23 protein-coding genes and 2 tRNA genes are annotated in these 23,013 nt (G+C 72.8%); 19 read left to right on the forward strand and 6 right to left on the reverse strand.

What is annotated here, in order from left to right:
- Nucleotides 1-13 precede the first annotated feature (13 nt).
- The 8 genes from G5V58_RS05515 to G5V58_RS05550 all read left to right on the forward strand — a co-directional run bounded on the left by G5V58_RS05515 (nucleotide 14) and on the right by G5V58_RS05550 (nucleotide 6,340).
- Entirely contained in the window at nucleotides 14-655 is a 642-nt protein-coding gene (locus G5V58_RS05515) for a M15 family metallopeptidase (protein WP_165229546.1), read from the forward strand.
- Nucleotides 656-664: 9 nt separating this feature from the next.
- Nucleotides 665-1,474 (forward strand): fumarylacetoacetate hydrolase family protein, encoded by an 810-nt coding sequence (locus tag G5V58_RS05520; RefSeq protein ID WP_165229549.1) that lies wholly within the window; start codon nucleotides 665-667, stop codon nucleotides 1,472-1,474.
- Nucleotides 1,471-2,916: a glutamate--tRNA ligase gene (gene gltX, locus G5V58_RS05525; protein WP_165229552.1), complete on the forward strand. Its 1,446-nt coding sequence runs from the start codon at nucleotides 1,471-1,473 to the stop codon at nucleotides 2,914-2,916. Before G5V58_RS05520 ends, gltX begins: the two co-directional genes overlap by 4 nt.
- Entirely contained in the window at nucleotides 2,913-3,896 is a 984-nt protein-coding gene (locus tag G5V58_RS05530) for a CPBP family intramembrane glutamic endopeptidase (protein ID WP_165229555.1), read from the forward strand. Before gltX ends, G5V58_RS05530 begins: the two co-directional genes overlap by 4 nt.
- 67 nt (nucleotides 3,897-3,963) lie before the next feature.
- Nucleotides 3,964-4,035 (forward strand) — tRNA-Gln (locus G5V58_RS05535).
- Between the two features lie 103 nt (nucleotides 4,036-4,138).
- Nucleotides 4,139-4,214, forward strand: a tRNA-Glu gene (locus tag G5V58_RS05540).
- A 93-nt stretch (nucleotides 4,215-4,307) separates the two neighbouring features.
- Nucleotides 4,308-5,129: an alpha/beta fold hydrolase gene (locus G5V58_RS05545; protein ID WP_230487107.1), complete on the forward strand. Its 822-nt coding sequence runs from the start codon at nucleotides 4,308-4,310 to the stop codon at nucleotides 5,127-5,129.
- Nucleotides 5,126-6,340: a PP2C family protein-serine/threonine phosphatase gene (locus G5V58_RS05550; protein ID WP_165229558.1), complete on the forward strand. Its 1,215-nt coding sequence runs from the start codon at nucleotides 5,126-5,128 to the stop codon at nucleotides 6,338-6,340. The genes G5V58_RS05545 and G5V58_RS05550 overlap by 4 nt, the downstream gene beginning before the upstream one ends.
- A 25-nt stretch (nucleotides 6,341-6,365) precedes the next feature.
- On the opposite strand, the gene G5V58_RS05555 is transcribed toward G5V58_RS05550, so the two are convergent.
- Nucleotides 6,366-7,028 carry a TetR/AcrR family transcriptional regulator gene (locus G5V58_RS05555; protein WP_165229560.1) on the reverse strand — a complete coding sequence of 221 codons (663 nt, stop codon included), beginning with the start codon at nucleotides 7,026-7,028 and terminating at the stop codon, nucleotides 6,366-6,368.
- 127 nt (nucleotides 7,029-7,155) lie between these two features.
- On the opposite strand from G5V58_RS05555, the gene G5V58_RS05560 reads away from it, so the two are divergent.
- Nucleotides 7,156-7,785 carry an NADPH-dependent F420 reductase gene (locus G5V58_RS05560; protein ID WP_165229562.1) on the forward strand — a complete coding sequence of 210 codons (630 nt, stop codon included), beginning with the start codon at nucleotides 7,156-7,158 and terminating at the stop codon, nucleotides 7,783-7,785.
- Nucleotides 7,782-9,443, forward strand: coding sequence for a bifunctional 3'-5' exonuclease/DNA polymerase (locus G5V58_RS05565; RefSeq protein WP_165229564.1), 1,662 nt, complete (start codon nucleotides 7,782-7,784; stop codon nucleotides 9,441-9,443). Before G5V58_RS05560 ends, G5V58_RS05565 begins: the two co-directional genes overlap by 4 nt.
- On the opposite strand, the gene G5V58_RS05570 is transcribed toward G5V58_RS05565, so the two are convergent.
- The gene (locus G5V58_RS05570; protein ID WP_165229567.1) at nucleotides 9,440-10,630 is read right to left on the reverse strand and encodes an LCP family protein; all 1,191 of its coding nucleotides are present in this window, start codon (nucleotides 10,628-10,630) and stop codon (nucleotides 9,440-9,442) included. The genes G5V58_RS05565 and G5V58_RS05570 overlap by 4 nt on opposite strands.
- A 127-nt stretch (nucleotides 10,631-10,757) precedes the next feature.
- Between G5V58_RS05570 and G5V58_RS05575 the strand changes: the two genes are divergently transcribed.
- The 3 genes from G5V58_RS05575 to G5V58_RS05585 all read left to right on the forward strand — a co-directional run bounded on the left by G5V58_RS05575 (nucleotide 10,758) and on the right by G5V58_RS05585 (nucleotide 13,516).
- Nucleotides 10,758-12,251, forward strand: coding sequence for a DNA-3-methyladenine glycosylase 2 family protein (locus G5V58_RS05575; RefSeq protein WP_165229570.1), 1,494 nt, complete (start codon nucleotides 10,758-10,760; stop codon nucleotides 12,249-12,251).
- Between the two features lies 1 nt (nucleotide 12,252).
- Nucleotides 12,253-12,735: a methylated-DNA--[protein]-cysteine S-methyltransferase gene (locus G5V58_RS05580; RefSeq protein WP_230487108.1), complete on the forward strand. Its 483-nt coding sequence runs from the start codon at nucleotides 12,253-12,255 to the stop codon at nucleotides 12,733-12,735.
- A gap of 241 nt (nucleotides 12,736-12,976) precedes the next feature.
- A complete protein-coding gene (locus G5V58_RS05585) occupies nucleotides 12,977-13,516 on the forward strand; it encodes an NUDIX domain-containing protein (protein ID WP_165229573.1) in 540 nt (179 codons plus the stop codon).
- Between the two features lie 4 nt (nucleotides 13,517-13,520).
- Here the strand turns inward: G5V58_RS05585 and G5V58_RS05590 are convergent, their stop codons facing one another.
- On the reverse strand, nucleotides 13,521-14,252 hold the full coding sequence (locus G5V58_RS05590; RefSeq protein WP_165229576.1) for an IclR family transcriptional regulator: 732 nt from the start codon (nucleotides 14,250-14,252) through the stop codon (nucleotides 13,521-13,523).
- A gap of 81 nt (nucleotides 14,253-14,333) precedes the next feature.
- On the opposite strand from G5V58_RS05590, the gene leuC reads away from it, so the two are divergent.
- Nucleotides 14,334-15,740 carry a 3-isopropylmalate dehydratase large subunit gene (gene leuC, locus G5V58_RS05595; RefSeq protein WP_165229579.1) on the forward strand — a complete coding sequence of 469 codons (1,407 nt, stop codon included), beginning with the start codon at nucleotides 14,334-14,336 and terminating at the stop codon, nucleotides 15,738-15,740.
- 1 nt (nucleotide 15,741) lies between these two features.
- The gene (gene leuD / locus G5V58_RS05600; protein ID WP_165229582.1) at nucleotides 15,742-16,350 is read left to right on the forward strand and encodes a 3-isopropylmalate dehydratase small subunit; all 609 of its coding nucleotides are present in this window, start codon (nucleotides 15,742-15,744) and stop codon (nucleotides 16,348-16,350) included.
- Here leuD and G5V58_RS05605 read toward each other — a convergent pair.
- A complete protein-coding gene (locus G5V58_RS05605; RefSeq protein WP_165229585.1) occupies nucleotides 16,325-17,053 on the reverse strand; it encodes a GNAT family N-acetyltransferase in 729 nt (242 codons plus the stop codon). The genes leuD and G5V58_RS05605 overlap by 26 nt on opposite strands.
- 42 nt (nucleotides 17,054-17,095) lie before the next feature.
- Here G5V58_RS05605 and G5V58_RS05610 point away from each other — a divergent pair, with 42 nt between their 5' ends.
- Together G5V58_RS05610 and G5V58_RS05615 are read left to right on the forward strand one after the other, a co-directional pair.
- A complete protein-coding gene (locus G5V58_RS05610) occupies nucleotides 17,096-17,917 on the forward strand; it encodes an alpha/beta fold hydrolase (protein ID WP_165229588.1) in 822 nt (273 codons plus the stop codon).
- A 125-nt stretch (nucleotides 17,918-18,042) separates the two neighbouring features.
- On the forward strand, nucleotides 18,043-18,801 hold the full coding sequence (locus G5V58_RS05615) for an HU family DNA-binding protein (protein ID WP_165229591.1): 759 nt from the start codon (nucleotides 18,043-18,045) through the stop codon (nucleotides 18,799-18,801).
- Nucleotides 18,802-18,825: 24 nt separating this feature from the next.
- Here the strand turns inward: G5V58_RS05615 and cofC are convergent, their stop codons facing one another.
- Entirely contained in the window at nucleotides 18,826-19,446 is a 621-nt protein-coding gene (cofC, locus tag G5V58_RS05620) for a 2-phospho-L-lactate guanylyltransferase (RefSeq protein WP_165229594.1), read from the reverse strand.
- Nucleotides 19,447-19,501: 55 nt separating this feature from the next.
- Between cofC and G5V58_RS05625 the strand changes: the two genes are divergently transcribed.
- On the forward strand, nucleotides 19,502-20,257 hold the full coding sequence (locus G5V58_RS05625) for a lysophospholipid acyltransferase family protein (protein ID WP_165229597.1): 756 nt from the start codon (nucleotides 19,502-19,504) through the stop codon (nucleotides 20,255-20,257).
- Entirely contained in the window at nucleotides 20,254-21,255 is a 1,002-nt protein-coding gene (locus G5V58_RS05630) for an NAD(P)H-dependent glycerol-3-phosphate dehydrogenase (protein ID WP_165229600.1), read from the forward strand. Before G5V58_RS05625 ends, G5V58_RS05630 begins: the two co-directional genes overlap by 4 nt.
- A 673-nt stretch (nucleotides 21,256-21,928) precedes the next feature.
- On the opposite strand, the gene G5V58_RS05635 is transcribed toward G5V58_RS05630, so the two are convergent.
- The gene (locus G5V58_RS05635) at nucleotides 21,929-22,996 is read right to left on the reverse strand and encodes a trans-sulfuration enzyme family protein (protein ID WP_165229603.1); all 1,068 of its coding nucleotides are present in this window, start codon (nucleotides 22,994-22,996) and stop codon (nucleotides 21,929-21,931) included.
- Between the last annotated feature and the right edge of the window lie 17 nt (nucleotides 22,997-23,013).

A 23,013-nucleotide genomic window follows, 5' to 3' on the forward strand; every position in this document is an offset into this window, starting at 1 on the left:
CCGTCAGGCGGGTGTGGTCGGGTGGCTCCTCGCGCTGGTGGCGGTGCTCACCTCGTCGGTGCACCAGGTCGACGCGACGGCGCACTCGACCACCGACCCGGCCAGCGTGTGGGTGGTGGTCAACAAGACCCACCCGCTGCCGGCGGGCTTCCGGCCGGAGCTGGCGATCGTGCGCGGCTACCAGGTCGCGCGGCCCGCGGCCCGGCCCCTCGAGCGGCTCCTCGGCGCGGGTGCGCGGTTCGGCTTCAAGATCGCCAGCGCCTACCGCTCCTACGCCTACCAGGAGCACGTGCACGCCGCCACGGTCGCCGCGCGGGGGCAGCAGGCCGCCGACCGGCTGAGCGCGCGGCCGGGTCACAGCGAGCACCAGACCGGTCTGGCTGTCGACCTGGTCACGCCCGGCGACCCGGGCTGTGACTTCGATCCGTGCTTCGCCCGCACCCCGGCCGGTCGGTGGCTCGCGACCCACGCCGCGGCGTACGGCTTCGTGGTGCGCTACCAGCCCGGCACCACGGCGATCACCGGCTACCGGCCGGAACCGTGGCACCTGCGCTACGTCGGCCGGGCGCTCGCGCTGGAGCTGCGGCGCACCGGGGTGCGGACGCTCGAGGAGTTCTTCGACGTGCCCGGCGGGGACTACCCCACCCCTCGATAGGCTCGGCGGGTGCGCATCGCCCGATTCACCGCCGGTGAGGACCCCCAGTACGGCGTCGTCGCCGGTGACCTCGACGAGCACGGCCAGCTCGACGAGGACGCGGTGGTGGTCGCCCTGGCCGGCGATCCGCTGTACGTCGGCATCAAGCTGCTCGAGGAGGAGCACCGGCTCTCGGACGTGCGGCTGCTCGCGCCGGTGATCCCGCGCAGCAAGGTGGTGGCGATCGGGCGCAACTACGCCAAGCACGCGGCCGAGATGGGCAACGACGTGCCCGACGAGCCGCTGATGTTCCTCAAGCCCAACACGTCGGTGATCGGCCCGGGCGACCCGATCGGCTACCCGCGCCAGACCCAGGACCTGCACTACGAGGGCGAGCTCGCGGTCGTGATCGGTCGGATCTGCCGCGACGTGCCGGTCGAGCGCGCGACCGACGTGATCTTCGGCTACACCATCGCCAACGACGTGACCGCCCGCGACCTGCAGAAGAGCGACGGGCAGTGGACGCGGGCCAAGGGCTTCGACACCTTCTGCCCGCTCGGGCCGTGGATCGAGGACGACCTCGACCCGCACGACTTCGCGGAGGGGCGACGGGTGCAGACCTACCTCAACGGTGACGTGGTCCAGGACGGCAGCACCGCCGACCTGATCTTCGACATCCCCACGCTCATCGCCCACGTGAGCAGCGTGATGACGCTGCTGCCGGGCGACGTGCTGCTCACCGGCACCCCCGAGGGCGTCGGGCCGATGCAGGTCGGCGACGAGGTCGAGGTCTCCATCGAGGGCCTCGGCTCGTTGGCGAACCCGGTGGCCGCCCGATGAGCGACAGCACCGTCCGCGTCCGCTTCTGCCCGAGCCCGACCGGCTCGCCGCACGTGGGCTTCGCGCGCACCGCGCTCTACAACTGGGCCTTCGCGCGCCACCAGGGCGGCACCTTCGTCTTCCGCATCGAGGACACCGACAAGGCCCGCAGCACCGAGGAGTCGTACGACGCGATGCTCGGCGCGATGCGCTGGCTCGGCCTCGACTGGGACGAGGGCCCCGGGGTCGGCGGCCCGCACGGGCCCTACCGCCAGTCCGAGCGCGGCGAGGTCTACCGCGACGTGCTCGCCCAGCTGGCGGCGTCGTCGTACACCTACGACTGCTACTGCACGACCGAGGAGGTCGACGCGCGCCGCAAGGCGTCCGGCTCCAAGGTGCAGGGCTACGACAACTTCTGCCGCGACCTGACCGAGGAGCAGGTCGCGGCGTTCCGGGCCGAGGGCCGCGAGCCCGTGGTCCGCTTCCGGATGCCCGACGGCTCGGTCACCTGGGACGACCTGGTCCGCGGCGAGATCACCTTCGAGACCCGCTTCGTGCCGGACTTCGCGCTCTGCCGGGCCAACGGCGACCCGCTCTACACGCTGGTCAACCCGGTCGACGATGCGCTCATGGAGATCACCCACGTGCTGCGCGGCGAGGACCTGCTCTCCAGCACCCCGCGCCAGATCCCGCTGCACCAGGCGCTGGTCGCGCTGGGCGTCTCCACGGTCGTGCCGCAGTTCGGCCACCTGCCGTTCGTGATGGGGGAGGGCAACAAGAAGCTCTCCAAGCGCGACCCCGAGTCGCACCTGTTCCTCTACCGCGACCAGGGGTTCCTGCCCGAGGGGCTGCTCAACTACCTGGCCCTGCTCGGCTGGTCGATCGCCGCCGACCGCGACGTGTTCACGCTCGAGGAGATGGTCGAGGCCTTCGACATCCGCGATGTGAACCCCAACCCGGCCCGCTTCGACATGAAGAAGGCCGAGGCGATCAACGCCGACCACATGCGGCTGCTGTCCCTCGACGAGCTCACCCGTCGCGTGCTGCCCTACCTCCGCGAGGCCGGTGTCGTCGGCGACCCGATGTCGGACGCCGACAGCCAGCTCCTCGAGCAGGCCATGCCGCTGGTGGCCGAGCGGATGAACAAGCTGACCGAGGCCGCCCCGATGCTGGGCTTCCTCTTCGCCGAGGACGTCGAGCGCGTCGACGAGGTCGACGAGGCGGGTCGCGACGTCGTACGCGCGGCGCACGACGCCCTGGCCGGCCTGGAGACCTGGTCCACCGCCGACATCGAGGCCGCCCTGCGCCACGCGCTGATCGACGGGCTCGGCCTCAAGCCGCGGCTGGCCTTCGGCCCGGTCCGCATCGCGGTGACCGGCCGCAAGGTCTCGCCGCCGCTCTTCGAGTCCCTCGAGCTCCTGGGCCGCGAGCGGTCGCTGGCCCGGCTCGCCGCCGGGCGATGACCCAGCGGGTCGAGTACCACCTCGTCCAGCGCCACGTCGGCCGCTGGGGCGACAGCGGCTGGTGGCGGCCCCTGGTCGGCGTGCTGTGCGTCGCCCTGTCCGTGCTGCTGGTCATCCAGATCGCCCTGGGCATCGGGCTCGCGCTGGTCCTGTTCGCCACCGGGTCGACGACCGACACGTTCTCCGACGACTTCAACCGGGTCATCGACACCGACCACGTCACCCCGGCCGGACTGGCCTACCTCAACCTGTCGCTGGCCGGCGCCATCCCCGCCGTCCTCCTCATCGCCTTCCTGCTGCACCGGCTGCGTCCCGGCTGGGTCGCCTCGGTCGCCGGCCGGATGCGGTGGAAGTGGCTGCTGGTCTGCCTGGGCCTGGCCTTCGTGGCCCTGCTCGCCACACTCGTGGTCTCCGCCGTGCTGCCCTCCGGCGGCGACGGCGAGGAGCTCGGCAGCTCGCTGAACCCCTGGACGAGCCAGGTCCGCGACTTCCTCATCGTCATCGTCCTGCTCACCCCCCTCCAGGCCGCGGGGGAGGAGTACGCCTTCCGCGGCTACCTCACCCAGGCGTTCGGCGGGATCTTCGAGCCCCTCGGCCCCCGCGCCGCCCGTGCCGCCGCCGTGCTGGCGCCCGCGCTGCTCTTCGCGCTGGCCCACGGCGCCCAGGACGCCCCGATCTTCTTCGACCGCTTCGCCTTCGGTGTCGTCGCCGGCATCCTCGTCATCGCCACCGGCGGCCTCGAGGCCGGCATCGCCATGCACGTGCTCAACAACTTCCTGGCCTTCGGGCTGGCCCTGGCCTTCAGCGACATGAGCTCGGCCCTCAACCCCACCGGCGGCAGCTGGTGGAACATCCCGGTCACCCTCACCCAGTCGCTGGTCTACCTCGGCCTCGCGATCTGGGCGGCCCGCCGCCTCGGCATCGCCAGCACCACCGCGAGCAGTGCGAGCGAATTGGAGCCGTCCGAGCCCCGCGTGTAAGGTTTCTCCTCGGCTCGGAGGCCGCGTCGCAGGACAGCGGAATCCGGGTCGAACACCAGTAAGACAGTGGGATATGGTGTAATTGGCAGCACGACTGGTTCTGGTCCAGTTAGTCTAGGTTCGAGTCCTAGTATCCCAGCGAGATCGCGGCGCAGGCCCTGGCCCACCGTCGCGATTTGGTGTCTCGGCCGGGCTCTCCCGTAGAGTTCAGCCGGTTGCACCGAGCAGGAGCAACAGTGCACGCCCCGTTCGTCTAGCGGCCCAGGACGCTGGCCTCTCACGCCGGAAGCACGGGTTCGAATCCCGTACGGGGTACCACTGAGGAGGCTCAGGCGGTCAGACACGACCGGCTGGGCCTCCTTCGTATGATGCGCCCAGGGCGCCCGTCCACGACTCGGTAGGGTGAGCGCCGTGGCCCGGCCCGACCAGCTCAACGTCCGGATCTCCGGCGCGGTCGACGGCCCACCACTGCTCTTCGTGCACGGGTTCGGCTGCGACCAGCACATGTGGCGACTGGTGGCGCCGGCCTTCGAGCGTGACCACCGGGTCGTGCTGCTGGACCTGGTCGGGGCGGGCGGCTCGGACCCCGCTGCCTGGGACCCGGACCGCTACGTCTCGCTGGACGCCTACGCCGAGGACCTGCTCGCCGTGGTGCACGCCCTCGACCTGCGTGACGTCGTTCTGGTCGGCCACTCGGTCTCGGCGATGAGCGGGATGGTCGCCACCGTGCGCGAACCGGACCGGTTCGCCGGGCTGGTGATGATCGGGCCCTCGCCTTGCTTCATCGACGACGGTGACTACCGCGGTGGGTTCTCCCGCTCCGACATCGACGACCTCCTCTCCTCGCTCGAGAGCAACTACCTCGGGTGGTCCGCCACGATGGCGCCCGCCATCGTGGGCAACCCCGAGCGCCCGGAGCTGGGCGCGGAGCTGACGGAGAGCTTCTGCCGGATGGCGCCCGACGTGGCCCGCCAGTTCGCCCGGGTCACCTTCCTCAGCGACTGTCGCACCGAGCTCCCGCACGTCAGCGTGCCGACGCTGGTGCTCCAGAGCCAGCAGGACGTCATCGCTCCGGTGCACGTCGGGGAGTACGTCGCCGCGCAGGTCCCCGACGGCCGGCTGGTGGTGCTGGACGCGACCGGGCACTGCCCGCACCTCAGCGCCCCCGAGGAGACCGTGGCGGCGATCCGCGAGTTCCTCGGCGTGTCCACGCCCGTCCCGGCGACGACGTGACCGCGACCGCGGGCCCGGCGCCGTCGGACCGGGCCCGGGCGGCGTTCCTCGACGCGCTGGTCCACGACGACCCGGTCGCGCTCTACGAGTCCGCGCCGTGCGGCTTCGTCACCACCACCCCCGACGGGGTCGTGGTGAAGTCCAACGCCACCTTCCGCCGCTGGGTCGGGCGCGACGCCGCCGACCTGGTCGGCGAGGTCTTCTTCGCCGACCTGCTCGCGGTGGGCAGCCGCATCTACTACGGCACCCACCTGGGCCCCGCGCTGCTCATGTCGGACCTGGTGCAGGAGGTGGCGCTGGACCTCCTCACCGCCGACGGCGGGCGCCTGCCGGTGCTGGCCAACGCCTCCCTCGCCCGGGGCGAGGACGGGCGGCCGCGCGCGATCCGGATCGCGCTCTTCGACGCCACCGAGCGGCGCAGCTACGAGCGCGAGCTGGTCGAGGCCAAGCGGCGCGCCGAGGAGTCCGAGCGGGAGGCGCAGGCGTTGGCGCGCGCGCTCCAGCAGACCCTCATCCCCCCGACCCCGCCGCAGGTCCCGGGGCTGGATCTCGCCGCGACGTACCTGCCCGCGGGCCAGGGCTCCGAGGTGGGCGGCGACTTCTACGACGTGTTCAAGGTCCGCGACGACGACTGGGTGATCACGCTCGGCGACGTGTGCGGCAAGGGGTACGAGGCCGCGGTGGTCACCTCGCTGGTGCGCCACACCATCCGTGCGCTCAGCGTCAACGAGCCGCGCCCCAGTGCCGTGCTGAGCGCGCTAGACGAGGTGCTCCACCACGACCCCACCGACCGGTTCTGCACGGCCGTGCTGCTGCGCCTGCGCCGGGTCGACGGGCGCTGGGAGGTCACCCTCGGCCTGGCCGGCCACCCGCAGCCGCTGCTGCTGCGCGCCGACGGGGTCGTGCAGCCGCTGGGCCGCTTCGGGCCGCTGCTCGGCGTGCTGGACCGGCCCGCGTTCACCGACACCACGGTCGGCCTAGAGCCCGGCGACGTCGTCGTCCTCTACACCGACGGCGTGACCGAGGCCCTGCGCGACGGCACCATGTACGGCGAGGAGCGGCTCGTCGACGCGGTGGGACGGATCGGGCCCGTGCCGGCCGACCTGGTCGTGGCGCTGCCCGCCGCGGTGCTCGCCTACCAGGACGGCGACACCGTGCGCGACGACGTGGCCGTGCTCGCGTTCGGGCCGCCGGCCGGGTCCCAGGGCTGAGCCCGGCCGGCCCCGGTGGAGCGCCCTACCTCGTCTCGTTGAGGTGCACCATCGCGGCGTACAGCTGCGCGTCGGTCATGGGCGGCTCGGGCAGCGGGTGGGCGCGCTCGGCGCGGTAGGCGTCGAGCATGAGGTGCAGGTGGCGGCGCCAGGCGTCCGGGGCCGCCGTGTCGGTGGCCTCGATGATCCGGCCGTTGGCCCAGATCAGGTTGACGATGTCGGCCTGACGGAGGTCGGGGCGGGCGCGGCCGGCCTCCTGGGCGCGGGCGAGCACCTCGGCGATCTGGGCGCACATGAGGTCGTGGACGCGCTCGGTCTCGGCGCTGTCGGTGAAGCGGCGCGAGAGGAAGTCGTTGAAGCCGCGGTCGCCGACCTGCATGGCGAAGAGGCTCTCGAGGTAGTGCGCGAAGCCCTCCCACGGGTCGTCCATCTCCAGGGCCTCGTCAGCCAGGAGCAGGAACTCCTCGACCCGGGGCCGGAACGCCGCCAGGAGCAGGTCGAGGCGGGTGGGGAAGTGGCGGTAGAGGGTCCCGATGGACACCCCGGCCTCGCGCGCGATCCGCTCGAGCGAGGCGTCCGCGCCCCGGGCGGCGAACTCGGCCCGTGCCGCCGCCAGGAGCTGGTCGCGGCGCGCCCGGGCGTCACGACGCAGGGGTCGCCCGGTGCTCTCGACGGCGCTCTCGGTCACCACTCCAGCCTACGCGGAAAGTCGAGGCCCCCCCTCCGGAACAACCTGAGGCACCCCTCCGTTGGGCCTGATGAAAGCGGAGGGGTGCCTCATGTTGACCCCCCACCATCGGAGCAGAGGAGCAGGCATGAGCACCATCACCATCATCGGCGCCGGGAACATGGCCACCGCGATCGGCGGCCGGGCGGCGCGGGCCGGCCACACGGTCGAGGTCGTGGCCCGGGACCGGGCCAAGGCAGAGGCCGCGGCCGAGCAGATCGGCGGCGACGTCACGGTCGGGACGTACGCCGAGCCGCCGCGGGGCGACCTGGTCTTCCTGGCCGTGCTGCACGCGGGCGCCGCGGAGGTCGTGCGCGCGTACGGCGACGCGCTGGCCGGCAAGGTCGTGGTCGAGACGACCAACCCCTTCGACGCCGACGGCACCGGCGTGGTCACGACGCCGGGGCACTCGGTGACCCAGGCGCTCGCCGAGGCGGTGCCGGAGGACACGCAGGTCCTCAAGGCGTTCAACACGGTCTTCCGTGACGTGCTGGCCGAGACGCCAGGACTGGACGTCCTCTTCGCGGGCGGCGACGAGGAGGGTCGGGCGCGGTTCGCGGAGTTCCTGCGCAGTGTCGACCTGCGGCCCCGCGACGCCGGCGGGCTCGAGGCCACCCACGCCCTGGAGTGGGCCGCGATCGTCCTGATGGGGCTCGCGCGCCACGGCGCCGGGTGGGACGTCGCGTTGTCGGCCGGGGGTGCCAGAGTGCGTTCGTGACCCGCATCGCGCTCTCCCGGCTGCCGGGAGAGCGCGTCGCGGTCTCCGACGGGTCCGGCGCGGTCGAGCTCGCCCGCGAGGAGCTGCCCGACCTCGTCGCCGAGCGCGAGGCGCGAGACGACGAGCCGCGGTGGGTGTGGGACGACACCGCGCGGTGGTACCCGCCCCTCCTGGCCGCCGGCGTGCGGGTGGCGCGCTGCCAGGACCTGCGCCTCGGCCACGACCTGCTGCGGCGGGCGCCGGCGCTCGACCAGGCCCTAATGGACGGCCCGGACGCCGACGTGTGGGACCGGTTGCGACCGGGCGGGCCGTCGGAGGCGGTGCTGTTCTCGGTCGACGACCGGGCCGAGCACCTGCGAGCGGACGTGGAGGACGCGCGGCAGCTGCGGGCGGTGGCGGCGTCGCCGGAGTCCGGGCGGCTGGGGCTGCTGCTGGCGGCGGAGTCGGCCGGCGCGCTGGTGGCCGCGGAGATGACGTACGCCGGGCTGCCGTGGCGGGTGGACGTGCACGAGCGCCTGCTGGTCGAGCGGCTGGGTCCGCGCCCGCCGCGTGGCGCCCGCCCGGCGCTGCTCGAGGCCGCGGCCGACGAGGTCCGGAGCCTGCTGGAGGCGCCGCGGCTCAACCCCGACTCGCAGCCGGAGCTGGTGAACGCCCTGCGGCGCCAGGGCCTGGCGGTGACCGACACCCGGGCATCGACCCTGCGGCGGCTCGAGCACCCGGTGGTGGAGCCGCTGCTGCGCCACAAGCAGCTGGCGCACCTGTGGACCACCAACGGGTGGGAGTGGATCGACCAGTGGGTGCGCGACGGGCGCTTCCGGCCGTCGTACCAACCGGCGGGCTCGACCACCGGCCGGTGGTCGTCGAACGGCGGCGGGGCGCTGTCGGTGCCGGTGCAGGTCCGCACGGCCGCGGTGGCCGACGAGGGGTGGCGGCTGGTGGTCGCCGACGTCGCCCAGCTCGAGCCGCGGGTGCTGGCCGGGATGAGCGGCGACCGGGCGCTGGCCGCGGCGGCGCGCGGCGGCGACCTCTACCAGGGGATGGTGGAGGCGGGGGCGGTCGCCAGCCGCAACGAGGCCAAGCTCGGCCTGCTCGGCGCGATGTACGGCGCCACGACCGGCCAGAGCGGACGTCTGGTGGCGGGGCTGACCCGGCGCTACCCGCAGGCGTTCGGCCTGGTCGAGGAGGCGGCGCGGGCGGGCGAGCGCGGCGAGGGGGTGCGCACCCTGCTCGGCCGGGGCTGCCCGCCGATCAGCGGGGCGTGGGACCAGGAGTCGCCCGATGCGCCGCCGGACGAGGAGAGCCTGGCGCGCGAGGCCTCGCGGCGCCGCGCCTACGGCCGCTTCACCCGCAACTTCGTGGTCCAGGGCACCGGCGCCGAGTGGGCGCTGTGCTGGCTGGCCGACCTGCGCGGCCGGCTGTGGCGCCTCGGCGGCAACGGCCCGCTGGAGCAGCGTCCGCACCTGGTCTTCTTCCTGCACGACGAGGTCGTCGTGCACACCCCGACCCACCTGGCCGAGGCGGTCGCCGCCGACGTCGAGGCGGCGGCGGCCACCGCGGGCCGGCTGGTCTTCCGCGGCGCCGCGGTCGACTTCCCGCTGAGCGTCTCCGTCGTCGCGTCGTACGCCGACGCGGGCAAGGGCGGCAGCGCCACGCCCTAGGTGCAGAGGCCGTTCTGGTCGGCCTCGGGCGTGCCGGTCGGCGTGCCCGACGGCGACTGGCTGGCCGACTCGCCGGGCGTCTGGCTCGGCGACTGGGACGGTGAGCCCGATGCGGTGGCCGAGCCGGTCGGCGTACCGCTCGGGGTGCCCGGGGGCGTGGCCGCGGAGATGACCTGCTCGCGGTACTTCTTGGGCAGCGGCTGGTCGTTGAGGATGACCTTCCACAGACCCCGGGCGGAGGGCGCCCACTGGAGCCGGTTGGGGTCGGGCGGGTACTCCTCGAACGGCACCGTGATGAAGCTGATGTTGCTCAGGTCGGTGCGGCGGAACTCCCACCCGAGGTGGACGAGCTTGCTGAGCGAGCTCAGGCCGGGGTCGGTGGTGATCGAGCCGGTCGCCGCCTCGAGGAAGTTGTAGACGCGGCTGGGCCGGGTGAGGGTGCCGGCGCTGACGACCTTGTTGATCATCGAGGCGATGAACGCCTGCTGGCGCTTCATCCGTCCGATGTCGGAGTTGGCCGAGAGGACGTAGCGCTCGCGCACGTAGTTGAGCGCCTGCTGGCCGCTGAGCTCCTGGGTGCCGGCCTTGAAGACGATGCCGTGGGCCTGGTCGTCGACGTCCTCGGGGATGCAGACGGTGACGCCGTGGACGGCGTCGACCATCTCCTTGAAGCCGGCGAAGTCGAGCGTCACGTAGTGGTCGATGTAGATGCCGGTGAGGGCCTCGACCTGCTCCACGGTGCACTTCGGCCCGCCGAGCGAGAACGCGTCGTTGAAGATCACCGGGTCCGCCGCCGGCGCCTCGCCGTCGGAGCTCTTGCACTCGGGTCGGGCGACCATGGCGTCGCGGGGGAGCGAGACGCCGTACACCGTCTTCCGGTCGGCCGAGACGTGCACGAGGATCGTGGTGTCCGAGCGCTGCCCGATGTCGGTCTGGCCGTCGATGTCGTTGCCGGCGCCGGCGCGGCTGTCGGAGCCCATCACGAGGATGTTGAGCGGGTCGCCGCCGATGAGGTGCTTCTTCTTGGTCTGGTGCTCGATCTCGTCGCCGCTGCGGAAGTTGCGGTCGAGCTTGCCGTAGGCCACGGAGATGACGGCTCCGGTGAGGACGGCGACCACGAGCTGGGTGAGCACGATGACCAGCACGACGGTACGACGATGTCGGCGCTCCACGCGCACCCCTCCCACCTGACGAATCGTGGCACGTCCCCCCAACGCCACCCGTCCGGTACCCGTCTGGCCTGCGGAGACGGCACTCCGTCCCGGTGTCCGATTCCCGCCAGCGAGTGTCGGTGGCGTGGGTCAGGATGGTCCCGTGACCAGCTCTCCCGCCACGCGGCTCGACCCCGAGTCCTGCTACCGCGCGGTGAAGTCGCGGGACCGGCGCTTCGACGGCGTCTTCTACACCGCGGTGCGCACGACCGGGATCTACTGCCGGCCCTCGTGCCCGGCCCGGACGCCGGCGTTCCCCCACGTCACCTTCCACCCCTCCGCGGCCTCGGCCCAGGCGGCCGGCTTCCGCGCCTGCAAGCGCTGCCTGCCCGACGCCACCCCCGGCAGCCCGGACTGGGACGTCGCCGCCACGGCCGCCGGTCGCGCGATGCGGCTGATCGCCGACGGCGTCGTGGACCGCGAGGGCGTGGAGGGGCTGGCCCGCCGGGTCGGCTACACCCCACGCCACCTGAGCCGGCTGCTCACCGCCGAGCTCGGCGCCGGACCGCTGGCCCTGGCCCGCGCTCGTCGCGCCCAGACCGCCCGGGTGCTGGTGGAGACCACTGACCTCGGGTTCGCGGACGTGGCCTTCGCGGCCGGCTTCGCCAGCGTGCGGCAGTTCAACGACACCGTCCGCGAGGTGTACGCCGCGACGCCCACCGACCTGCGCGGCCGGCGCCGTACGACCTCGTCGCCCGGCACGGTCACCATGCGGCTCGCGGTGCGCACGCCGTTCGCCGGCTCGCGGCTGCTGGACTTCCTGGCCTACCACGTGGTGCCGGGCGTGGAGGCGGTCGGACCGGGGTGGTACGCCCGCACCCTCGACCTGCCGCACGGTCCCGGCACCGTGCTCCTGCGCCTGGTCGACGCGCGCTCGTCCGGGGAGACCGCGTTCGTGTCCGCGGAGTTCACGCTGCACGACCTGCGCGACACCACCGCCGCGGTCGAGCGGGCCCGCCGCCTCGTCGACGCCGACTGCGATCCCGTCGCCGTCGACGACCAGTTCCTCGGCGACCCGGTCATCGGACCGCTCGTGCGCGTGTGCCCGGGGCTGCGCGTGCCCGGACAGGTCGACGGCGACGAGACCGCGGTGCGGACCGTCATCGGCCAGCAGGTCTCGGTCACCGGTGCGCGCACCGTCACCGGGCGGATCGTCGCGGCGTACGGCACGCCGGTCGAGACCACCGTACCGGGGCTGACCCACCTGTTCCCGTCCGCGGCCGCGCTGGCCGCGGCCGACCCCGAGACGCTCCCGATGCCGCGGGCGCGGGGCCGCGCGCTCGTCGGACTGGCCGCGGCGCTCGCCTCGGGCGACGTCGCGCTCGACCGCGGCGCCGACCGCGACGAGGTCCGCACGTCGATGCTCGCGCTGCCCGGCATCGGCCCGTGGACCGCCGACTACGTGGCCATGCGCGCGCTCGGCCACCCCGACGTCTTCCTGCCCACCGACATCGGCGTGCGCAACGCGCTCGCCGGCCTCGGGCACGACCCCGCTGGGGTCATCGCCCGCGCCGACCAGTGGCGGCCGTGGCGCTCCTACGCCCTCATGCACCTCTGGAACACCCTCATGCCCGCACTGCCCCTGGAAGGGGACTGACATGTCCTGGACCGTGATCGACAGCCCCGTCGGCGCCCTGCGCCTGGTCGAGCAGGACGGCGCGCTCACCATGATCGAGTTCTCGCCGTTCGCCGAGCTCGACGGCCGCCCACGCGGCGCCCGCGACGACTCCCAGCCGCTGCTGGTGGAGGCGGCCCGCCAGCTCGCGGCGTACTTCGCGCGCGACCTGAAGGAGTTCGACCTCCCGCTCGCGCCGGTCGGCTCGGCCTTCCAGCAGGTGGTGTGGCGGGCGCTGCGCGACATCGCCTACGGCGAGACCTCGTCGTACGGCCAGCTCGCCCACGCCATCGGCAAGACCAACGCCGCCTCGCGCGCCGTCGGCCTGGCCAACGGCCGCAACCCGATCCCCATCGTCATCCCGTGCCACCGGGTCATCGGCGCGAACGGCACCCTGACCGGCTACGCGGGCGGCCTCGAGCGCAAGCAGACGCTGCTCGAGCTCGAGCAGGACGCGCTGTTCTGATGGCCGCGCCTCCGGCACGGCGTGCCCGGCGCGCTCCCACGGACCGTCTCGGGCACCGCGCCCGGCGCGCCCGGCGCGCCCGGCGCGTCAGCACGCCCCGGACCCGCGGCGCCGGCACCGGAGACGGTCCGGCACGCCGATCTCGCCTGGTGGTTGACCTCGGAGTACGAAACTGGACTCTTGGGCTCAAGGTTCGTACTCCAAGATCCAGTTTCACCGGCCGGCCGGTGAAACTGGACCCGTGAGCGGCTGGCAGACGCACGGATCGCGGGAGGTCTACGGCAACGCGTGGATCCGGGTGCGCGAGGACGAGGTGACGCGGCCCGACGGCAGCGCCGGGGTGTACGGCGTGGTGGAGGTCCGGCAGCCGGCGGTGTTCGTGGTGGCGGTGACCGACGACGACCGCGTGCTGCTGGTGACGCTGGAGCGCTACACCACGGGCACGAGGTCGGTCGAGGTGCCGGCGGGTGGCTCGGACGGGGAGGAGCTCCGAGCGGCAGCCGAGCGCGAGCTGCTCGAGGAGACCGGGTACGCCGCGCGCGAGTGGACGCACCTCGGCGCGCAGTACGCGCTCAACGGTGTGGCCGACGCGCGGGCCGAGGTGTTCCTCGCGCGGGGGCTCAGCGCACACGACGGCGAGCAGCAGCGCGAGGAGGGCATCACCGAGGTGCAGGCCGTGGGTTGGTCCGAGGTCAAGCGGATGGTGCGCGACGGCACCATCCACGACAGCGAGACCGCGGGCGCCCTGCTGCTCGCGGCGATCGCGCTGGAGTGGGTCTAGCGGTTCAGGCGGAGTCCGCGGCGGCCGCGCGGCGCAGCGACTCCGAGAGCCGCTCGGCGGCGGCGAGGACCGCGGGTGCGTGCATGCGGCCGGGCTGGCGGGAGAGCCGCTCGAGCGGTCCGGAGACCGAGACCGCGGCGATGATCTTGCCGCTGGGGGAGCGGACGGGGGCGGAGACCGAGGCGACGCCCTGCTCGCGCTCGCCGACGGACTGGGCCCAGCCGCGGCGGCGGATGCCGGAGAGCGCGGCGGCCGAGAAGGCGGCGTTCTGCAGACCGCGGTGCATGCGCTCGGGGTCCTCCCAGGCGAGCAGCACCTGCGCGGCGGAGCCGGCGCGCATGGTCAGCTGTGAGCCGACGGGGATGGTGTCGCGCAGACCGGAGGGGCGCTCGGCGGCGGCGACGCAGACGCGGACGTCGCCCTGGCGGCGCCAGAGCTGGGCGGACTCGCCGGTGATGTCGCGCAGCCGGGCCAGGACGGGGCCGGCGGTGGCCAGGAGGCGGTCCTCGCCGGCGGCCGCGGAGAGCTCGGCCAGGCGCGGTCCGAGGACGAAGCGGCCCTGCATGTCGCGGGCCACCAGCCGGTGGTGCTCGAGGGCCACCGCGAGACGGTGGGCGGTGGGCCGGGCGAGCCCGGTGCCGGCGACCAGACCGGCCAGCGTGGCGGGTCCGGACTCGAGTGCCGTGAGCACGAGCGCGGCCTTGTCGAGCACCCCGACGCCCGATCCGTTGTCCATATGGCAATACTCCCGTCTCATTCCATGGGACGCAAGTCCTATGCTGAGGAACGCGAGTGGAACCGGTCACGAAGGATGGTCATGGGCAAGACACTGGTGGAGAAGGTCTGGGACGAGCACGTCGTCCGGTCGGTCGCGGGTGAGCCGGACCTGCTCTACATCGACCTCCACCTCATCCACGAGGTGACGAGTCCGCAGGCGTTCGACGGGCTCCGGCTCGCCGGTCGCGGCGTGCGCCGGCCCGACCTCACGCTGGCCACCGAGGACCACAACGTGCCGACGGTCGACTGGGACAAGCCGATCCAGGACCCGGTCTCGCGCACGCAGGTCGAGACGCTGCGCCGCAACTGCGAGGAGTTCGGCGTCCGGCTGCACCCGCTCGGCGACCTCGACCAGGGCATCGTCCACGTGGTCGGCCCGCAGCTCGGGCTGACCCAGCCCGGCATGACGATCGTGTGCGGCGACAGCCACACCAGCACGCACGGCGCGTTCGGCGCGCTGGCCTTCGGCATCGGCACCTCCGAGGTCGAGCACGTGCTCGCCACCCAGACGCTGATGCAGGCCAAGCCCAAGACCATGGCGGTCACCGTCAACGGCAGCCTGCCCGCCGGCGTCACCGCCAAGGACCTCGTGCTCACCCTCATCGCGCACACCGGCACCGGCGGCGGTCAGGGGTACGTCGTGGAGTACCGCGGCCCGGCCATCGAGGAGCTCTCGGTGGAGGGTCGGATGACGGTCTGCAACATGAGCATCGAGTGGGGCGCCAAGGCCGGGCTCATCGCGCCGGACGAGAAGACCTTCGCCTACATCGAGGGCAAGCCCGAGGCGCCGAAGGGTGCGGAGTGGGACGCCGCCGTCGCCTACTGGAAGACGCTGGTCACCGACGACGACGCGACCTACGACGAGGAGATCGTCCTCGACGCGAGCACGATGACGCCGTTCGTCACCTGGGGCACCAACCCCGGCCAGGGTGTGCCGCTCGGCGCGAGCGTGCCGAGCCCCGACGACTTCGAGGACAGCCAGGACCGCACGGCGGCCGAGAAGGCGCTGCAGTACATGGGCCTCGAGGCCGGCACCCCGATGCGCGACATCAAGGTCGACACCGTCTTCGTCGGCTCGTGCACCAACGGCCGCATCGAGGACCTGCGCCTGGCCGCCGAGATCGTCAAGGGCCGTCAGGTCGACGAGCACACCCGCCTGCTCGTCGTGCCCGGCTCGGTGCGCGTGCGCCTCCAGGCCGAGCAGGAGGGTCTCGACGTGGTCTTCAAGGAGGCCGGCGCCGAGTGGCGCGGCGCGGGCTGCTCGATGTGCCTGGGCATGAACCCCGACACCCTCGAGCCCGGCGAGCGCAGCGCGTCCACGTCGAACCGCAACTTCGAGGGCCGCCAGGGCAAGGGCGGCCGCACCCACCTGGTGTCCGTGCCGGTCGCCGCCGCGACCGCGATCCGCGGCACCCTGTCGTCCCCGGCCGACCTCGAGGAGCTCTGACATGGACGCGTTCACCTCGCACACCGGCGCCGGCGTGCCCCTGCGCCGCAGCAACGTCGACACCGACCAGATCATCCCGGCCGTCTACCTCAAGCGCGTCACGCGCACCGGCTTCGAGGACGGGCTCTTCGCCGCGTGGCGCAGCAACGAGCCGGACTTCGTGCTCAACCGCCCCGAGTACGCCGCCGGCACGGTCCTGGTCGCCGGGCCCGACTTCGGCACCGGCTCCTCGCGCGAGCACGCCGTGTGGGCGCTCATGGACTACGGCTTCCGCGTCGTGATCTCGCCCCGCTTCGGCGACATCTTCCGTGGCAACTCCGGCAAGGCCGGCCTCGTCGCCGCCCGCGTCGACGAGAAGGTCGTCCAGCGCCTGTGGGACTTCCTCGACGACAACCCCGGGGGCCTGATCACCGTCGACCTCGAGTCGCGCACGGTGCGCGCCGGCGACGGCGTCGACGCGATCGAGGACAGCTTCGACATCGACGACTACACGCGGTGGCGCTTGCTCAACGGCCTCGACGACGTCGGCATCACGCTCAGCCACGAGGACGACATCACGGCCTTCGAGTCCGAGCGCCCGGCGTTCAAGCCCCAGACGATCCACGCCTGATCGCCAGCTGCGTGCAGTAGGGCTCGAAGCCGAGCCGCTCGGCGGCGCGGGACGAGGGCACGTTGGTGTCGCGCGAGCGCCAGCGCGCGTAGCCGTGGTGACGCACGGCGTACGACGCCGCCGCGCGGCCGAGCCCGGTGCCGAGGCCGCGACCACGCGCGTCGGGTGCGACGAGGAGCGTGACGTTGCGCGGTGCGCCGTCGAGCTCGCCCAGCACGGCGCCGCCCACGAGCTCGCCGTCGGCACCGTCGGCGCCGAAGGCGACGACGCCCGGCTCGTCGAGCCGATCGTCGAGGCCGGACTCCCACGCGTCCGCCTCGGGCACGCGCGCGAGCAGCCGTCGCAGCTCGTGCGGTGACGCCTCGCGCACGCCGTGGCCGACACCCGGGTCGACGTCGAGGTAGCGGTGCACGCCCGGGCCGATGACGTCGAGCCCTCGCTGGTGCGCGAAGGCGGCCCAGAACGCCGCGTCCTGGAGCGCGAGCGCCGGCTCGTCGCGCAGCGAGGCGATCTCGTCGGCCGCGGCCGACGTCGGTGCCGAGACGTGCACGCCGGCGTCGCGCCACGCGACGTACCAGCCCTCGTAGTCACCGAGCAGCGCGCTGTGCGGGTGCCGCACGGTCACCGCCGACCAGAGCTCGTCGCCGACCTCGAACAGGGCGCGCCACCATGCGTCGACCCGCTGCTGCGTCCGCTCGTCCACGACGCCGACCTAGGCGTCGCGACGTTCGGGTACCGCCCGCCCATGACGACGCTCGAGACCAACGGGATCACGCTCAACTACGAGGACACCGGAGGGGACGGCCGCGCGGTGGTGCTCATCCACGGCTGGCCGTTGAGCGGTGCGTCGTGGTCGGCGCAGAAGGAGGTGCTGGTCGAAGCGGGCTACCGCGTCATCGCCTACGACCGGCGCGGGTTCGGCGCCTCCGACAAGCCCGAGGACGGCTACGACTACGACACGTTCGCGGCCGACCTCGCCGGTCTGCTCGAGTCGCTCGACGTGGAGGACGCGACGCTCGTCGGCTTCTCCATGGGTGGCGGTGAGGTCGCGCGCTACCTCGCCAACCACGGTGGGGACCGCGTGCGCAGTGGTGTGTTCGCGGGTGCGGTGCCGCCGTACCTGCTCAAGACCGACGACAACCCCGACGGTGGTCTGAGCGACGACGACGTCGAGGGGATGCAGAACGGTGCGCGCTCGAACCGCGAAGAGTTCCTGCGCGACTTCCTCACGAACTTCTACTCCGCGAACGGCGAGCTCGCCGTCAGCCAGGAGCGCGTCGACGCGTCCTACGAGCTGTCGACACAGGCGAGCGACGAGGCCGTCGTCGCGTGCATCGCGGCGTTCGGGCGCACCGACTTCCGTGGCGACGTGAGCTCGATTTCCCAACCCTGCTTGGTGATCCACGGTTCTGCCGATGCGGTCGTGCCGTTCGAGGTGTCGGGTCAGCGCACCGCCGAGATGCTCGAGAACAGCACGCTCGTCGTCGTCGAGAACGGACCGCACGGCTTCAACGTCAGTCACGCCGAGGAGTTCAACCGAGCCCTGCTCGACTTCCTCGCACGTTGAGAGCGCGCGAAAAACTTGGGCGAACGCACGGCGTGGTCGTTGTTCGTGCTGCATTGTGCTCCTAGGTTGCCCTTCAAGAACCGCTCGAAATGTCGGTTCGGAAGAGACATCCGAAAGGGAAGCTCGTGAACAAGAATCAACTGATCGACGCGCTCGCGTCGCGGTTCGGCGGCAACAAGCGAGCCGCCCGCCACGCGCTCGAGTCGGTCCTCGACACCATCACCCGCGAGGTGGCCAAGGGCGAGAAGGTGGCCATCACGGGCTTCGGCTCCTTCGAGCGTCAGCTCCGCAAGGCGCGCATGGTCCGCAACCCTCGCACCGGTGAATCCGTGAAGGCGAAGGAGACGCACGTGCCCAAGTTCAAGGCCGGACAGGAGCTCAAGAACGTCGTGTCCGGCGCGAAGAAGCTCCCCAAGGTGACCCTCGAGGCGGTCGCGCCGATCACCGAGCGTGTCGCCGCCGCGGCCGCTCCGGCGAAGAAGACCACCACCAAGAAGACCGCCGCCAAGAAGGCGCCGGCCAAGAAGGCAGCAGCCAAGAAGGCGCCGGCCAAGAAGGCCCCCGCGAAGAAGGCTCCGGCGAAGACCGCGGCGAAGAAGGCCCCGGCCAAGAAGGCTCCGGCGAAGACCGCGGCGAAGAAGGCCCCGGCCAAGAAGGCTCCGGCGAAGACCGCGGCGAAGAAGGCCCCGGCCAAGAAGGCTCCGGCGAAGACCGCGGCGAAGAAGGCCCCGGCCAAGAAGGCTCCGGCGAAGACCGCGGCCAAGAAGGCCCCGGCCAAGAAGGCTCCGGCGAAGACCGCGGCCAAGAAGGCCCCGGCCAAGAAGGCTCCGGCGAAGACCGCGGCCAAGAAGGCCCCGGCCAAGAAGGCCGCCAAGAAGTCCTGAGCCCCGGCTCCGCCGAGCGGGCCGTCACCTGAGGGTGGCGGCCCGCTCTGCTGTGCGGGGACCGACGCCGAGCGCGAGCGCCGCGGCGAGGTCGTCGAGGTCGTCGACGTCGCGGCGCAGCCGCGGGTGCGCGTCGGTGAGCGGACGCGCGCCGGTGCCCTCGTGCGCCAGAGCCGAGCCCGGACCGAAGCGCGGCCGGAAGTCGCCGTACGCCGCGGTGTAGAGCGTCGTCCCGAGCCCCTCGGCGTCGGGCACGTACGCCGGCTCGCCCGGCGCGAGCGTGGCGAGGACCGCGTCGAGGTCGGGGCCGGTGACCGCGGGCAGGTCGGCGGTGAGCGCCACGGGCACGAGGTCGGGCCAGCGTCGCCGCGCCTCGGCCGCGCTCTGGGTCAGCGTGCCGTTGAGGTCCATCGCGACGCCGTCGGGGATCGTCACCGCGCCGAGCTCGCCGAGCCGCACCGAGAACGCGGCGTCGTCGGTGGCCACGAGCACCTGCGCGACGTGCTCCGCCGCGAGGCACGCGGCGACCGTGTCGAGCGCGAACGCGGCGGCGAGCGCACGGCGTTCGTCGTCGGCCAGCCCCACCAGCCGCGACTTGCCGAGCGCGGGCGGCTTGACCGGCACCAGCGCGACGTACCTCTGCATCACCACGATCCTCTCAGCCCTCTCCCGCAGGTGACTGCGCAGTAGGGTTCTGCGCGTGAAGAGGCGGCAGTTCCAGGAGGGCAGGCGCGGGTGGGCGTGGTGGATCGCCGTGCCCATCGTCAAGCCGCTGCTGCTCGTCACGACCCGGCGCCGCTGGCTCGACGGCGACAAGATCCCGGCCCGCGGCGGCTTCGTGCTGGTGCTCAACCACATCTCCGAGGTCGACCCGCTGATCGTCGCCCACATCGTGTGGGACCACGGCCGGATCCCGCGCTACCTGGCCAAGGACGGGCTCTTCCGCAACCGGTTCCTCGGCTTCTTCCTGCGGGCCGCCGGCCAGATCCCGGTCTACCGCGCCTCGCGCAACGCGATCGGTGCCTACGACGCCGCGGTCCAGGCGGTGAACGACGGCCAGTGCGTCGTGGTCTACCCCGAGGGCACGCTCACCCGCGACCCCGACCTGTGGCCCATGGTCGGCAAGACCGGCGCCGCCCGCATCGCCCTGGCCACCGGCGCACCCGTCATCCCGATCGGGCAGTGGGGCGCCCAGCGCGTGCTCGCGCCGTACGCCAAGAAGCCGCACCTGTTCCCGCCCTCGCTCATCACCATGAAGGTCGGTGACCCCGTCGACCTGTCCGGGCTCGGCCCGACCGAGGTGAACGCCGCGACCGACCGCATCATGGCCGCCATCACCGCACTCGTCGCCGACGTGCGGGGCGAGCCCGCGCCGCTCGAGCGCTTCGATCCGCGCACGGCCGGCGTGGCCGAGTTCGGCAACCCGCACAAGGACCGCAGGGGGAAGGCGTCATGAGCAAGGTCGCGGTCTTCGGGGCCGGCTCCTGGGGCACCGCCTTCTCCGTGGTCCTCGCCGACGGCGGCAACGACGTCACGCTGTGGGCGCGCCGCGAGGAGGTCGCCGCGGCGATCAACGAGACCGGCGAGAACGGCGACTACCTCCCGGGCATCGAGCTCCCGCCCGCCATCACCGCGACCCACGACGTGGAGAAGGCGGCGCACGACGCCGACGTCGTCGTGTTCGCCACGCCCTCCCAGACCTTCCGCGCCAACCTGACCGACTGGGCGCCGTACCTCTCGAACGACGCGGTCCTCGTCTCGCTCATGAAGGGCGTCGAGCTCGGCACCCTCAACCGGATGAGCGAGGTCATCGCGCAGGAGACCGGCGCCGGACCCGACCGCGTCGCCGTCATCAGCGGCCCCAACCTGGCCAAGGAGATCGCCCGCCGCGAGCCCGCCGCCTCCGTCGTCGCCTGCGCCGACGAGGACGTCGCCAAGATGCTGCAGGACCGCGTGCACTCACCGGCGTTCCGCCCTTACACCTCTGTCGACGTCCTCGGCTGCGAGCTCGGCGGCGCCTACAAGAACGTCGTCGGCCTCGCCGTCGGCATGGCCGTCGGCCTCGGCTTCGGCGACAACACCACCGCCTCCGTCATCACCCGCGGACTGGCCGAGACCGCCCGGCTGGCGACCAAGCTCGGCGCCAACCCGCTCACGCTCATGGGGCTGGCCGGGCTGGGCGACCTGGTGGCCACGTGCTCCTCACCGCTGTCGCGGAACCGGACCTTCGGCGAGAAGCTCGGTCAGGGGCTCACCACCGACGAGATCGTGGCGTCCACGCGGCAGGTGGCGGAGGGTGCGAAGTCGTGCGCGTCGTTGCGCGAGCTCGCCGAGCGGACGGGCGTGGACGCCCCGGTCGCGCAGTACGTCGACGACGTCGTCAACGGCCGGCTGACCGCGAACGACATGATGGGGGAGATCCTCAGGCGCGAGACCAAGGCGGAGAACGCTTAGCGGTTTCTGGGTGCTTCTTCTCGTGGTGCGGGCTGTCGGGTCCGGCCGCCTGTGGGCTGACCCGGCCACCGCCTGACCGCGGCCCCCCTCACCGAACGCAACCGACGCCGTGTTGCACGCGGCTGCTTCCAGCGTGGTTGCGTTGCGTGTGCGTGCCCCACGCCGCGGGTCTAGCGTTCGGTGAGGGGGCTGCGGTCCGGCGGTGGCCGGGTCAGCCCACAGGCGGCCTGGTCTGGCGGCGGCACCGTCTCGTCTCCGCCTTCACGGGTGGGTGGGGGTGTGGTGCGGGTTGCCGCGGCCGGCGCCGCCGAGAACTTGTAACGCGCAGTTATCGGATCTTCCGACCCGTTGCAACGGGTCGACAGTTCCCGTAACTGAGCGTTACAAGTGCGTGGAGGCGGACCTCAGCGTGGCCGCCAGAGGCGGCCGCGCTTTCGTGGGGCGGGGCGCAGCCTCGCCCTCAGCGCGCCCTCACCGGCCAGACCGGGTCCCGCTGTCAAGGACGAACCACTCGGGCCGAAGGCCCCGCCGTCCGCCACGAAGTGGCGCGTAGCGTCCTTGACAGCGGGAGTCGGGGTGGTGAGCGCGCGGCCGCTACGCAATTGATCACGCCAACCAACAGAGACGGCGACGGGCCAGCAGGAGCCCAGCACGACGTGCGAGAACCGTGCGATCAGGAACGCGGGAGACCGTCGAGCGCGCTGAGGAGGTCCGCCCACAGGTCCTCGACGTCCTCGATGCCGACGCTCAGCCGCACCAGGCCCTCCGGGATCGTCGTCGGCTCGGACTTCCAGCGTCGCCGTCGCTCGAAGGTCGACTCGACGCCGCCGAGTGAGGTCGCGTGCACCCACAGCGAGGTGGAGCGCACCAGCAGGTCGGCATGGTCGGCCGACGGGAGCACGAGCGACACCATGCCGCCCATGCCCGGGTAGCGCACCTCGACGGCGAGGGGGTGCGAGGAGAGGCGGACGGCGAGCTCGGCGGCGTTGGTGGAGGCCCGCTCCACGCGCAGGGCGAGCGTGCGGAGCCCGCGGAGCGCGAGCCACGCCTCGAACGGGCCGGGGTGGTTGCCCTGGACGTCGCGGCGGTTCTTCAGCACGCCGTACAGCTCGTCGTCGCGGGTGACGACGGCTCCGAGCTGGAGGTCGGAGTGGCCGGCGAGGTACTTGGTGGCCGAGTGCAGGACGATGTCGGCGCCGAGGTCGAGCGGCTTCTGCAGCAGCGGGGTGAGGAAGGTGTTGTCGACGACCACGCGGGCGCCGGCGGCGTGGGCGGCCTCGATGACGGCGGGGACGTCGGCGACCTCGAGGGCGGGGTTGGTGGGGGACTCGAACCAGACCAGGGCCGCGTCGTGGCAGGCGGCGGCGACGGCGGCGGTGTCGGTGATGTCGACGAGCTCGGTGGTGAGGCGGCCGCGCATCTCGAGGTCGGCCAGCTGGACGAGTGTGCCCTGGTAGGTGTGGCGGGGCACGACGACCTTGTCGCCGGTGGCGACGAGGTCGAGCAGGGTGGTGACGGCGGCCATGCCCGAGGCGTAGGACAGGCAGCGGCCGCCCTCGAGCGCGCCGAGCGCGTCCTCGAAGGCGGTCCAGCTGGGGTTGGTGTAGCGGCCGTACTCGCGGTCCCCGCCGGCGACGTACGTCGAGGCCATGGTGATCGGCTCGTTGAGCGGCTGGTCGGGCTCGTGCGGGGGGCGCCCGGCGGTGACGGCGACGGTGGCGGGTCGGAGCGGCTCGGGCATGCCTCAACCCTAGGGTT

The sequence above is a fragment of the Nocardioides anomalus genome (assembly GCF_011046535.1).
In the GTDB taxonomy this organism is placed as follows: Bacteria; Actinomycetota; Actinomycetes; order Propionibacteriales; family Nocardioidaceae; genus Nocardioides; species Nocardioides anomalus.